General features: G+C 65.4%; 11 protein-coding genes. All 11 read left to right on the top strand.

The genetic code is table 11. From position 1 onward, the window contains the following. The first annotated feature begins 19 nt into the window (after nucleotides 1-19). The 11 genes from FHY04_RS20410 (at nucleotide 20) to FHY04_RS20455 (ending at nucleotide 12149) form a co-directional block, all read left to right on the top strand. Nucleotides 20-1996 (top strand): copper resistance system multicopper oxidase, encoded by a 1977-nt coding sequence (locus FHY04_RS20410; RefSeq protein WP_151989803.1) that lies wholly within the window; start codon nucleotides 20-22, stop codon nucleotides 1994-1996. Between the two features lie 65 nt (nucleotides 1997-2061). After that, the gene (locus FHY04_RS20415; protein WP_151989818.1) at nucleotides 2062-3210 is read left to right on the top strand and encodes a copper resistance protein B; all 1149 of its coding nucleotides are present in this window, start codon (nucleotides 2062-2064) and stop codon (nucleotides 3208-3210) included. Between the two features lie 35 nt (nucleotides 3211-3245). Then, complete coding sequence (locus tag FHY04_RS20420) at nucleotides 3246-3956, top strand: hypothetical protein (protein WP_407817916.1); 711 nt, start codon at nucleotides 3246-3248, stop codon at nucleotides 3954-3956. After that, a complete protein-coding gene (locus FHY04_RS20425; RefSeq protein ID WP_409349185.1) occupies nucleotides 3953-4546 on the top strand; it encodes a DUF305 domain-containing protein in 594 nt (197 codons plus the stop codon). The genes FHY04_RS20420 and FHY04_RS20425 overlap by 4 nt, the downstream gene beginning before the upstream one ends. An 81-nt stretch (nucleotides 4547-4627) precedes the next feature. Beyond that, entirely contained in the window at nucleotides 4628-5002 is a 375-nt protein-coding gene (locus FHY04_RS20430; protein WP_151989804.1) for a DUF305 domain-containing protein, read from the top strand. Between the two features lie 58 nt (nucleotides 5003-5060). Continuing rightward, nucleotides 5061-5507: a DUF411 domain-containing protein gene (locus tag FHY04_RS20435; RefSeq protein WP_151989805.1), complete on the top strand. Its 447-nt coding sequence runs from the start codon at nucleotides 5061-5063 to the stop codon at nucleotides 5505-5507. A 38-nt stretch (nucleotides 5508-5545) separates the two neighbouring features. After that, nucleotides 5546-5905, top strand: coding sequence for a hypothetical protein (locus tag FHY04_RS22340; protein ID WP_221211910.1), 360 nt, complete (start codon nucleotides 5546-5548; stop codon nucleotides 5903-5905). 88 nt (nucleotides 5906-5993) lie between these two features. After that, nucleotides 5994-7223, top strand: coding sequence for a TolC family protein (locus FHY04_RS20440; RefSeq protein ID WP_151989806.1), 1230 nt, complete (start codon nucleotides 5994-5996; stop codon nucleotides 7221-7223). 11 nt (nucleotides 7224-7234) lie between these two features. After that, nucleotides 7235-8689 carry an efflux RND transporter periplasmic adaptor subunit gene (locus FHY04_RS20445; RefSeq protein ID WP_234422475.1) on the top strand — a complete coding sequence of 485 codons (1455 nt, stop codon included), beginning with the start codon at nucleotides 7235-7237 and terminating at the stop codon, nucleotides 8687-8689. Continuing rightward, a complete protein-coding gene (locus FHY04_RS20450; RefSeq protein WP_183937704.1) occupies nucleotides 8686-11826 on the top strand; it encodes an efflux RND transporter permease subunit in 3141 nt (1046 codons plus the stop codon). Before FHY04_RS20445 ends, FHY04_RS20450 begins: the two co-directional genes overlap by 4 nt. Beyond that, entirely contained in the window at nucleotides 11823-12149 is a 327-nt protein-coding gene (locus tag FHY04_RS20455) for a copper-binding protein (protein ID WP_159513018.1), read from the top strand. The genes FHY04_RS20450 and FHY04_RS20455 overlap by 4 nt, the downstream gene beginning before the upstream one ends. Nucleotides 12150-12338 lie beyond the last annotated feature (189 nt).

Consider the following 12338-nt stretch of genomic DNA (forward strand, 5'->3'; position numbering starts at 1 on the left):
CACCCTTCGAGGAGCTTTCATGTCGCGCGTTCTCGACCGCCGCCAAGTGCTGCGCGGTGCCACCCTAGCCGGAAGCGGCCTTGCATTGTCGGCCTACATGCCGGCGTGGGCGCAGCCAGTGTCCGCGGGGATCGCCAAGCCATTGCCGACCGTGTCGGGCGACGACATCACGCTGAAGGTCGCGCATCAGATGATGATGATCGACGGGCGGCAGAGCCATGCCATCGGCATCAACGGCACCGTACCCGCCCCGCTCATCCGCCTGCGCGAGGGGCAGAACGTGCGCCTCCACGTCGTGAACGAGCTGGACGAAGAGACGTCAATCCACTGGCACGGGCTGTTGGTGCCCTTCCAGATGGACGGTGTGCCCGGCATCAACTTCCCGGGCATCCCCGCGCGCTCGACCTTCACCTACGAGTTCCCGATCATCCAGAACGGCACCTACTGGTATCACAGCCACTCGGGGCTTCAGGAGCAAGAGGGACACTACGGCCCGATCCTGATCGACCCCAAGGACCCCGACCCGGTGCAGTTCGATCGCGAGCACGTCATCGTGCTGTCCGATCACAGCTTCCAACACCCGCACTACCTGTTCGACCGCCTCAAGAAGGAGTCGGGCTATTTCAACCGTCAGCGCCAGACCTTGGGCGGGCTGCTGGCCGGTAAGGATCAGCCGCTGAAAGAGCGGCTAATGTGGGGCAAGATGCGGATGGACCCCGCCGATGTCGCCGACGTGACCGCCTCGACCTACACCTATCTGGTTAACGGCCATGGCCCCAAGGACAATTGGACCGCTCTGTTCCGACCGGGTGAGCGGGTGCGGCTCCGCTTCATCAACGCATCGTCCATGACGACCTTCAACGTCCGCATCCCCGGCCTGCCGATGACGATCGTCGCGGCCGATGGGTTGAACGTGCGCCCGATCGAGATTGACGAGTTCCAATTCGGTCCGGCCGAGACTTATGACGCGGTCGTCACGCCGCCCGACATGCGCGCCTATACGCTGGTGGGCGAGAGCGTCGACCGGTCCGGCATGGCGCGCGCGACGCTCGCACCCCGCGAGGGCATGGCGGCCGAGGTCCCACCACTGCGCAAGCGCCCGCTCGCGACCATGAAGGACATGGGCATGGGCGGCCATGACATGAGCACCATGGATCACGGCTCCATGCAGGGCATGGGGAGCGGAGCAATGGGCGCGCAGGCTGGATCGATGGCGGGCATGGACCACAGCACGATGGGCCAGAGCGCGGGTGCCGGTTCGATGCAGGGCATGGACCATTCCCAGATGAACCATGGCGCGACCGGCGCTGCTGCCGGCGCCATGGCCGGGATGACCGCGCCGCAGGGTCAGAGCGGCGCGATGGCCGGAATGGATCACGGGTCGCGTGCCATGCCGGGCATGACGGATGGGCAGCCGATGGCCGGTATGGACATGGGCGGCATGAACATGCGCGACTTCTCGAAAGCCCCGAGCGTGAAGAAGGGACCAGGCGTCCAGACCATTTCGGCCATGCCCGTCGATCGCACCGGCGAGCCAGGTCAGGGACTGGAGAACGTCGGGCACCGCGTGCTCACCTATCGCGATCTGGTTGCGCTCGACCGCAATCCCGACACGCGGGCACCCGAGCGCGAGATCAAGCTCCACCTTACCGGCAACATGGAACGGTACATGTGGGGCTTCGATGGCGAGAAGCTGTCGGAGAGCCCCGATCCGATCACCCTGCTGCACGGCGAGCGGGTGCGCGTCACCCTCATCAACGACACGATGATGGGCCATCCGATTCATATCCACGGTCACTTCTTCGACCTGGTGACAGGGAAAGGCGCCTATGCGCCCCGGAAGCATACCGTGCTGGTCCAGCCAGGCGGCACGGTGAGCTGGGACGTGACAGGCGAGGAAGGCGATTGGGCGTTCCACTGCCACATGCTCTACCACATGCACGCAGGCATGATGCGCGTCGTCCAGGTCCGCAAGGCCGGGGAGGCGGCAGCGTGAACCGGTCGCTCCTTCTCGCCGGCCTCGCCTCGGCAGTCGTCGCCAGCCCCGTGTTCGGGCAGAGCATGGATCATTCCATGCACAACATGCCGGGGATGACCATGCCGGCAAAGCCCGCGGCCAAGGCGACTCCCACGCCCACACGGAAAGCAGCCGCGAAACCCGCGGCCAAGCGGAAGGCCCCTGTTCGGCGTGCGGCCCCCCGTCGTGCGCCGACCGCGCCGGCTCGGGCGGCCGATCCGCACGCCGGTCACGACATGAGCGGGATGCAGGGAATGAACATGGGCGGGCAGCAGGCCGCGCCCGCCCAGGACCCGCACGCCGGCCACGACATGTCCGCCATGCCCGGCATGGGCTCTCCGGCAGCAGCGGGGCAGGACCCGCATGCCGGGCATGACATGAGCGCGATGCCCGGTATGGCGATGGAGGGTAGTAGTCAGGCAGGCGCCAGGGTCGGGACCGACCTTCCTCCCGGCAACAAGCCCGCTCCCGCGCCGCCCGGCGATCATCTCGCCGATCGTGTCTGGGGGGCGGATGCCATGGCCAGCTCGCGAGAAAACGATCTGCGGCGCGAGCATGGCGGGATGACCTACTATCAGGTGCTCTTCAATCTCGCGGAGTATCAGGCCCGCAAGGGACGCGACGGCTACCGCTGGGATGGCGAAGCTTGGGTCGGAGGCGACATCAACCGGTTGTGGCTGAAGTCTGAGGGTGAAGGCAGCTTCGGCAAATCACTGGAAAGCGCCGAGGTGCAGGCGCTCTACAGCCACGCCCTCGATCCCTACTGGAACCTCCAGGCCGGCGTCCGCTACGACTTCAAGCCGAACCCGTCGCGCACCTATGCGACGATCGGGATCGAAGGCCTGGCTCCCTACCAATTCGAGGTCGAGGGCGCGCTGTTCCTCTCCGACAAGGGGGACGTGCTCGCCCGCGCCGAGGGCTATTACGACCAGCGCATCACCAACTACTTTGTTCTCCAGCCTAGGGTGGAGGCCAACTTTGCGGCCCAGGACGTGCGGGATAACGGGATCGGCTCCGGGCTGACGGACCTGGAGGCCGGTTTGCGGCTTCGCTACGAGGGCCGCCGTGAGTTCGCGCCCTATATCGGCGTGTCGTGGGAACGGCAGTTCGGCGACACCGCGCGCTTCTCGCGGGCGCGTGGCGACGACACGGGGGGCTTCAGCTTCGTCGCCGGCGTGAGGACCTGGTTCTGAGCCCGCGGCTCCGCCTCCACCTTGGAGCGAGCAAGATCCACCGCTGGCTTGCTCTCCTGATCGGCGCGCAGGCGATCGTCTGGTTCACCAGCGGCCTTGTGATGAGCCTGCTCCCCATCGACACCGTGCACGGCGATCATCGGATCGAACGGAACGCCGAGCCGGCGCTGTCGAGCACCCAAGGCTTCGCACCGTTGCCTGCCTTGCTCGCGTCGGTCGGAGCGCCGGTCCGACAGCTTCAGCACCGCATGCTGCTCGGGCGGCCGATCGTCGAGGCGCAGCTGGCGGATGGTCACATCCGTCTGCTGGACGCGCGCACGGCTGCGCCGCTCCCGCCACTGGATGCCAAGGCCGCAGGGACGATCGCTCAGAAGGCGTATCGAGGGAATGGTTTGCCCGCGCCCACCATCGAGCGGGTCGACCGACCCAGCACCGAGTATCGCGGGGCGTTGCCCGCTTGGCGTGCGACGTTCGCCGACAATGACGCCACCCGCATCTACGTAGCGGCCGAGACGGGACGGCTCACGTCGGTCCGGACAGGAACGTGGCGGCTGTACGATTTCTTCTGGGGTCTCCACATCATGGATTGGACGGAGCACGAGCGGTTCAACACGCCGTGGCTCAACGCTTTCGCCGCAGGCGGTCTCGTCTTTGCGGTATCCGGCGCAATCCTTCTCTTCATGCGCTGGCCGAGACGGGCGCGCCGCAAAGCCGGGGGGCATATGTCCAGACAGGGAGTCGCATGATGGATGACCACGAAGGCAAGATGAACATGGGGATGGGCTATGGTCGCTTCGCGGCAATGGTGGCGACCTCGACCGTTGTCATGTTCGGGCTGATGTACGTGAACGTCTATGCCCTCGGGCATATCGAATTCAGTCAGACACGGTTCTGGATGGCGTTCGTGATGGGCGCCACGATGGCGATCATCATGCTCCTCTTCATGTGGTCGATGTACAAGAACAAACGGACGAATGCCGCGATCATCGGGGGTAGCATCGTGGTGTTCGCGCTCGCGCTGTGGCTCGTCCGCAGTCAGGAGACGGTGGACGACGTGAGCTGGATGAAAGCCATGATCCCGCACCACTCGATCGCGATCCTGACGAGCGAGCGCGCTCACATCAAAGACCCCGAGGTTCGCAAGCTGGCGGACGGAATCATCGATGCTCAGGTTCGTGAGATCACGCAGATGAAGCGGGCCATTGCCAGGCTCGAGGCAAATCCTACGCCTGCGAATGCGCCCGACCTGCCCTCCTATCGTGACAAGCAGGTTCCCCCTCCCCCGCCTGAAACTGATGAGAGCGTCGGAGTTGATACCCTTCAGCCGATCCGCTGAATTCGATCACGGGCGTGAGGGATACGGTCCGCGCGCCCGTATCTCTCCTGTGGGCGGGGGCGTTTACCCAGGAGAGACACGATGAAGAAGATGACTGTTCTGGCCCTCGCGGCCGCGCTCGGCGCCGCTCCGGCCATCGCCCAGATGCAGGGCATGGATCATTCGGGCATGAACCACGGTCAGATGATGCAGCCGACGCCGGCGAACCCCTATCCGCCCTCTGAAATGCAGATGCATCAGAAGATGATGTCGGCCATGGGCGCCGATGCGACCGAGACCTGGGTCCGCAAAATGGTTGAGCATCATCGCGGCGGCATTGCCATGTCGCAGATAGTGTTGCGCGAAACCAAGGACGCAAAGGTCCGCCAGATGGCGACCAAGACGATCGCCGAGCAGAACAAGGAAGTCGGCGAGCTGAACGCCTGGCTGCGGGCGCACGGCAAGGCTGCACAGTGATCGGCCCCCGCCCCACCGCAGGGTTTGCCTGTGGTGGGGCGACCATCTAGGAATAGACATGACCCGCATCTGCCTTCTCGCCGCTGTTGCAGCGTTCGCCATGCCGGTTGCAGCCTTGGCTGCCGGGCCGGTGCTGATGCATCGCGATCCGGGCTGCCCATGTTGCGAGAAGTGGGCGCAGCAGGTGAAGGCTCAGTTCGGTCGCGCGGTCCGCGTCGTCGACGACGCGAACCGGCCCGCGTTCATGAAGGCCCGGGGCGTACCTGCGGACTTGGCCTCGTGCCACACGGCTATTATCGACGGCATAACGTTCGAGGGTCATGTGCCGATCGCCGATATGAAGCGGGCTCTGGCAACGCACCCGAAGGGTGTGACGGGGCTCGCGGTTGCCGGGATGCCGATGGGCTCGCCGGGCATGGAGATGCCGGGCATGACGGCCCAGCCCTACAACGTCGTTGCGTTCGGACCCGGTGGGCGGCGAGTATTCGCTCACCACGGCGGATAGTCGTTGACACCCGCACCCCCACGCCCGACCGTATCGGTGTGAAAGGTCATCTTTCCCTCCTTCTCCTCTTGGGAGCATTGGTTGGCCTGTTCGGTCAACAGGCTGCCTATGCAGGTGGGCCCGCGCTCGCGCCTGCGATGGAGGCGAGCCATGCCATGCCGACGGGAATGGATTGCGCCGGCACGGAAGGAATGCCGGAGGCCACGCACGAGCAACCCTGCAAGGGGCTCACGCTTGCGTGCATCGCGCAGATGGGATGCATGATTCCCATGACCATCCAGGACCGTCTCCCTTTGACGGCACCACGCGTTCCCCTGCCTCCCGTCGCCTACCGCGCCGTGGATGCACCCTTGGCCGGCCGCGACCTAATGCCGGAACTACAACCGCCCACCGTCTGAGCTGACCCGATCGCGGTCGTGCCTCGCCTTCTTGCCAGAGCGCGGGGCGAGCGTGTGATCGTATCATCCCTTCCAGACGGAATTAGCCATGCGCGCATCCATGATGCTGGCCGTCGCGGTGCTTTCAGCGAGCACCGCGCAGGCGCAATCTCTGACTTACGACCAAGCGATACGCGGGGCGGTTGCAAACGCCCCAGGGGCAGCCGCAGCGCGTGCAGGGGTATCAGCTGCCCAAGCAGAGGCCGGCGCCGCCGGAAGCCTCCCCGATCCACGGCTGTCGATCGGCGTCGATAACTATCCGATCTCGGGACCCCCGGCCTTCTCGCTGACCCGCGACGACATGACGATGGGGCGGGTCGGGTTTCAGCAGGACCTACCCAATCTCGCCAAGCGCCATGCCGCTCAGGCGCAGGCTCGGGCGGCGATCGTCACCGCGCAAGCGTCTCAGGAGGTCAAGTTTCGGCAAGTCCGGTTGGGGGCGGGACAGGCGTGGATGGATCTTGCCTATACTGAACGACGATTGGCAGCACTCGACGCGATCATCCGTTCGTTGCGTACGCTTCCCTCTGCTGCACGCACCGCTGTGGCGTCTGGGACGGCCCGTCCGGCCCAGAGCCTGGGTATCAACCAGGCCATCGCCGGGCTGGAGGATCGGCGCGACGAGCTGGTCGCCGCAGTTGCGCGCGCCCGCGCGATGCTGGCTCGCTGGACGGGCGTTCCGGCACCCGAGATCGCCGGCGACGTGCCGGTGATCGACCTGGTGCCGGCGAAGCTGCGGACGGCGCTTGAGCAGCATCCCGACATGGTTTCCGCCGACGCGAGCATTCATCGTGCCCAGGCTGATGTGGACGCGGCACGTGCAGAAAAGCGTCCGGATTGGGGTGCCGAAGTGGCGTACCAGCGTCGTGACCCTCGCTACGGAGACATGGTATCGGCGGGGGTGTCGATGAGCCTGCCGCTGTTCGCTCGGTCGCGCCAGGATCCTCGTATCGCGGCACGCCGATCTGCTCAAGCGCAAGCGGAAGCACAGCGCGAGGAGACGCGGCGCACTCTGGCAGCCGGCCTCGACGCCGCGCTGGCCGACCATGAGATGCACCATAGCCAATGGCAGCGGGCGCTACGCGTACTTCTCCCGCTCGCTCGGGAGCGCGCCGACCTGGAAACGGCGAGCTATGCCGCCGGTAGGGCGAATCTTACGGACATCATCGATGCCAAGACGGCCCTGGCCGACGCGGAGCTGACGGCGCTCGATCGCGAGGCGGATGTCGCTTCCGATGCCGTCCGGCTCACAATCACCTTCGGGAGCGACGACCGATGAGAGGCACGAACATGACCCGCGCCCGCCTTGCAACTGCTGCTGGTGCGCTTGCCCTTGTGGCAGGCGGCATCGGTTTTGGCATCGCGCGGCTTGGGAACACGGCCAGCTCGCCAACGCAGCAGGCCCAAACGAACCAGCGCAAGATCCTCTACTGGTATGACCCCATGATCCCGGCCGAACATCATGACGGTCCGGGTCTCTCGTCCATGGGGATGAAGACGATCCCCCGATATGCCGATGATGGCACCGGCGCGAATGCCATGCCGGGGGTCACTATCGATGCTGGCAGCATGCAGCGCCTTGGAGCGCGGATCGTGTCGGCCGAGCGAGGGACGCTCGCCAACGCGGTGACCGTGACGGGCAGCATTGAGTTCGACGAGCGCACCCTCGCCGTCATCCAGGCTCGCAGCGCCGGCTTCGTTCAACGTGTTTATGCACGCGCGCCCGGTGACGTGGTGTCCGCTGGAGCGCCACTGGCCGACCTCCTGGTTCCTGAATGGGCAGGTGCGCAAGCCGAGTACGAGGCGGTTCGGCGTACCGGGGATGCCTCCCTGACACGGGCCGCACGCCAACGCATGACGCTTCTCGGTATGACCGGTTCGACCGGCGGGCGAACGACGATCCGTACGCCGATCGGCGGGGTCATCAAGACGCTGAGCGTGCGACAGGGCATGACCTTGGCGCAGGGCCAGACCCTCGCTGAGGTGAATGGGCTCGGCACTGTCTGGCTGAACGCGGCCGTCCCCGAGGCGGGCGCCGGCACGCTGCGCGTCGGCACTCCCGTAACCGCCACGCTTGCGGCTTTCCCGGGGGAGACCTTCGCAGGCCGGATTACTGCCATTCTGCCTCAGGCGCAGGCCGAAACCCGCACGCTCACCGTGCGGATCGAACTGGCCAACAGAGGCGGCAGGCTTCGGCCGGGCATGTTCGCCAGCGTCGCACTCGGGCAGGATTCACGCGATAGGCTGCTCGTGCCCAGCGAGGCCGTGATCCGCACCGGTCGCCGCACGCTCGTCATGCTCGCTGGCCCCGGCGGGCGGTTCCGACCCGCTGAAGTGCGAACCGGCACCGAAGGTGGCGGGAAAACAGAAATTCTTGCGGGGCTCGCCGAGGGCGAGAAGGTCGTGGCATCCGGCCAGTTCCTGATCGATTCCGAGGCCAGCCTTGCAGGCCTCGATGCGCGGCCGATCGGCGGTGAAGCGAAGCCGCAACCAAAACAGCCGTCGGCTGCGACTGGTCAAGTCTATGAGACAGTCGGGCGTGTGGAGACGTTGGACGCGAGTTCGATAACGCTGTCTCATGAGCCAGTGCCGGCGATCGGGTGGCCGGCGATGACGATGAGCTTCCGCGTTGCCAATCCCGCCCTGCTGCGCGGCTACAAGAAGGGAGATCGTGTTCGGTTCGGTTTCGACCAGCCATCGGAAGGCCCGACCCTGCGCCGCATCATGCAGGAGCGCAGCCGGTGATCGCCAAGATTATCCGCTGGTCCGTCGCCAACCGGTTCCTTGTTGTGCTGGCAGCGCTCGCACTTGCCATCGCCGGCGTGTTCGCGCTGCGGGCCACGCCCGTCGATGCCTTGCCCGATCTATCGGATACCCAGGTCATCATCCGGACAAGCTGGCCGGGCCAGGCGCCGCAGATCGTGGAGAACCAGGTTACCTATCCGCTGACCACTACCATGCTGTCCGTGCCCGGCGCCAAGACCGTGCGCGGCTATTCCTTCTTCGGCGACAGCTACGTCTATGTGATCTTCGACGAGGGCACGGACCTGTATTGGGCACGCTCCCGCGTGCTCGAATATCTGAGCCAGGTTCAAGGTCGGCTGCCACAAGGGGCACAGGCCGCCCTCGGCCCGGACGCCACCGGTGTGGGCTGGATCTACGAATATGCGTTGGTGGACCGCAGCGGCCGCCACGACTTGTCTCAGCTTCGATCGCTGCAGGACTGGTTCCTGCGCTACGAGTTGAAAACCCTCCCCGGTGTCGCTGAAGTGGCCAGCATCGGGGGCATGGTGAAGCAGTACCAGGTGCTGCTCGACCCGACCCGGCTTGCTTCGCTAGGCGTCACCCACGCCCAGACGGTGGAAGCCATCCGCCGCGCCAATCAGGAGGCGGGCGGTTCGGTGCTGGAGATGGGTGGGGCGGAGTATATGGTTCGCGCGTCGGGCTATCTTCGTACCGTCGATGATTTTCGCGCAATTCCGCTGAGGGTCGCCGGGGCCGGTGTCCCGGTGACGTTGGGCGACGTCGCCACCATCCAGATCGGCCCTGAGATGCGACGGGGCATCGCGGATCTCAATGGCGAGGGAGAGGTAGCGGGCGGTGTCGTCATCCTGCGCCAAGGCAAGAACGCCCGGGAGACGATCGAGGCGGTGAAAACCAAGCTGGTCGAGCTGAGGCGAAGCCTTCCCCCCGGCGTGCAGGTCGTCACCACCTACGACCGGTCGCAACTGATCGATCGCGCGGTCGAGAATCTGTCGAGCAAGCTCCTCGAGGAGTTCGTCGTTGTGGCGATCGTGTGCGGGCTGTTCCTCTGGCACGTTCGATCGGCCTTGGTCGCGATCGTCACCCTGCCGCTCGGCGTACTCGCCGCCCTGCTCGTCATGCGCGTCCAGGGCGTTAACGCCAACATCATGTCCTTGGGCGGGATCGCCATTGCGATCGGTGCAATGGTGGATGCGGCCATTGTCATGATCGAGAACGCGCATAAGCGGATCGAGCATTGGGAGCATGACCACCCTAGCCAAGCGCTCGCAGGCGAGGAGCGCTGGCAGGTCATCACCGAAGCTGCCGCGGAAGTCGGTCCGGCGCTGTTCTTCAGCCTCGTCATCATCACGCTCTCGTTCGTGCCCGTCTTTACGCTTGAAGCTCAGGAAGGCCGGCTGTTTGCACCGCTCGCCTTCACCAAGAGCTATGCGATGGCGGCAGCTGCCATTCTCTCCATCACGCTCGTCCCAGTGCTGATGGGGTGGCTGATCCGGGGTCGCATCCCTGCCGAGCAGGACAACGTCATCAACCGAGGCCTGACCCGCCTCTACCGGCCCGCCCTGGACCGGGTGATGGCGCGCCCCTGGGTGACGATCGCGGTCGCCATTGTGGTACTGGCAACGACAGCCTGGCCGCTCGCGCGGCTCGGAGGCGAGTTCATCCCCTCGATGGATGAGGGCGACCTGCTTTACATGCCATCGGCGTTACCGGGCCTCTCTGCCGCCAGTGCTTCCGATCTGCTGCAACGAACCGATCGCCTCATTAAAACCGTGCCTGAAGTCGCAACCGTGTTCGGGAAGGCCGGCCGGGCCGAAACGGCGACCGACCCCGCCCCGCTGGAGATGTTCGAGACGACGATCCAGTTCAAGCCACGCGACCAGTGGCGCGCGGGGATGACGCCAGCGAAGCTGGTGGAGGAGCTGGACCGAACGGTTCGCGTTCCCGGGCTCACCAATGTCTGGGTGCCGCCCATCCGAAATCGGATCGACATGCTGGCGACGGGCATCAAAAGTCCGATCGGCGTCAAGGTGTCGGGCGCCGATCTGGCCGAGCTGGACCGGATAGGGGCTAGCGTCGAGCGCATTGCAAAGACCGTGCCGGGCGTCAGTTCCGCCCTGGCGGAGCGGTTAACCGGCGGGCGCTACGTCGACGTGGACATCGATCGGGCGAGCGCTGCCCGGTACGGCCTCAACATTGCCGACGTTCAGGAGATCGTCGCGGGCGCAATTGGGGGCGAGACGATCGGGGAAACGGTCGAGGGCCTGGCGCGCTATCCCATCAGCGTTCGCTATCCGCGCGAGTTGCGAGACAGCCTGGAAGGGCTGCGGACGCTTCCCATAGTGACTGCCACGGGTCAGCAGATCACGCTCGGCACGGTCGCGGCGGTGTCGGTCGCCGAGGGGCCGCCAATGCTCAAGACCGAGAACGGGCGACCATCGACATGGGTCTATGTCGACGTCCGCGACCGTGACCTGGCTTCGACCGTTGCCGACCTGCAGCGCGCTGTTGCGAAGGGGGTGCGACTCAGCCCCGGCGTATCGATCGCCTATTCGGGGCAGTTCGAGTATCTGCAGCGTGCCGAAAGCCGGCTGATGCTCGTCATTCCAGCGACGCTCGCGATCATCTTCCTGCTGCTCTACCTGACGTTCGGCCGGCTCGACGAGGCGGCGTTGGTCATGGGGACCCTGCCCTTCGCTCTGGTCGGAGGCATCTGGATCCTCTGGCTGCTCGGCTATGCGCAGTCGGTCGCGACGGGGGTGGGGTTCATCGCCCTGGCGGGTGTCTCTGCAGAGTTCGGCGTCGTGATGCTGATCTATCTGAAACACGCCCTCGCCGCTCGCGGTCCTTCGCCTACGAAAGAGGAAGTCGTCGAAGCAATCCGCGAAGGCGCTCTGCTGCGGGTTCGGCCCAAGGCGATGACCGTTGCCGTCATCATCGCCGGCCTGCTCCCCGTCCTTGTCGGACACGGTGCCGGTTCAGAGGTCATGAGCCGCATCGCGGCACCGATGATCGGCGGAATGCTGACGGCTCCCCTCCTATCCCTGTTCCTCTTGCCCGCCGCCTACATGCTGTTGCGGCAGCGAGGTCTCACCAGTTCCAAAAGGAGTGCATCATGAAAGTCTCGTCTATACTTCGGGCAGGTCTTGTCCTGCTTCTCACCCCCCTCACCGCCAACGCTGTGGCCGCCCCAGCATCGCCGGCCGCGTCGGCCGCAAAGGTCGGCAAAGGTACGGGTACGATCACGGCTCTCGACCCGCGGGCAGGAACCGTCACGATCAAGCACGGTCCCATACCGGCGATCGGTTGGCCGGCGATGACCATGGCCTTCCGCGCCTCGCCTCCGGCTTTGCTCAAGAACCTTCGGGCGGGGCAGCGGGTCGCCTTCACGGCAAAGGCACAAGGCATGAACGCTCAAGTCACGGCGATCAGACCGCAATGAGGTAGGATGATAGCTGGTTTTCGACGGTCGCTGCCGGCGACCGTCGAAACTAGTGCTGCTTTGCGAGCACCGGGACGACCATCATCACGTTTTCGGTCAACAAGACGAAGCCCGGGGGTACATAGCTATCCCCGCCCGTGCAGGCGCACTTAAACGCGCGTTTGTGGACGGAAATCACCTCTATTCCGG

This window comes from Sphingomonas sp. BK481, assembly GCF_014194875.1.
In the GTDB taxonomy this organism is placed as follows: domain Bacteria; phylum Pseudomonadota; class Alphaproteobacteria; order Sphingomonadales; family Sphingomonadaceae; genus Sphingomonas; species Sphingomonas aerolata.

What these genes read in the sequence shown, in the direction of transcription:
- FHY04_RS20410 (WP_151989803.1), top strand. Translation starts at nt 20, where the DNA reads ATGTCGCGCGTTCTCGACCGCCGCCAAGTGCTGCGCGGTGCCACCCTA.
- FHY04_RS20415 (WP_151989818.1), top strand. Translation starts at nt 2,062, where the DNA reads ATGGATCATTCCATGCACAACATGCCGGGGATGACCATGCCGGCAAAG.
- FHY04_RS20425 (WP_409349185.1), top strand. Translation starts at nt 3,953, where the DNA reads ATGATGGATGACCACGAAGGCAAGATGAACATGGGGATGGGCTATGGT.
- FHY04_RS20430 (WP_151989804.1), top strand. Translation starts at nt 4,628, where the DNA reads ATGAAGAAGATGACTGTTCTGGCCCTCGCGGCCGCGCTCGGCGCCGCT.
- FHY04_RS20435 (WP_151989805.1), top strand. Translation starts at nt 5,061, where the DNA reads ATGACCCGCATCTGCCTTCTCGCCGCTGTTGCAGCGTTCGCCATGCCG.
- FHY04_RS20440 (WP_151989806.1), top strand. Translation starts at nt 5,994, where the DNA reads ATGCGCGCATCCATGATGCTGGCCGTCGCGGTGCTTTCAGCGAGCACC.
- FHY04_RS20445 (WP_234422475.1), top strand. Translation starts at nt 7,235, where the DNA reads ATGACCCGCGCCCGCCTTGCAACTGCTGCTGGTGCGCTTGCCCTTGTG.
- FHY04_RS20455 (WP_159513018.1), top strand. Translation starts at nt 11,823, where the DNA reads ATGAAAGTCTCGTCTATACTTCGGGCAGGTCTTGTCCTGCTTCTCACC.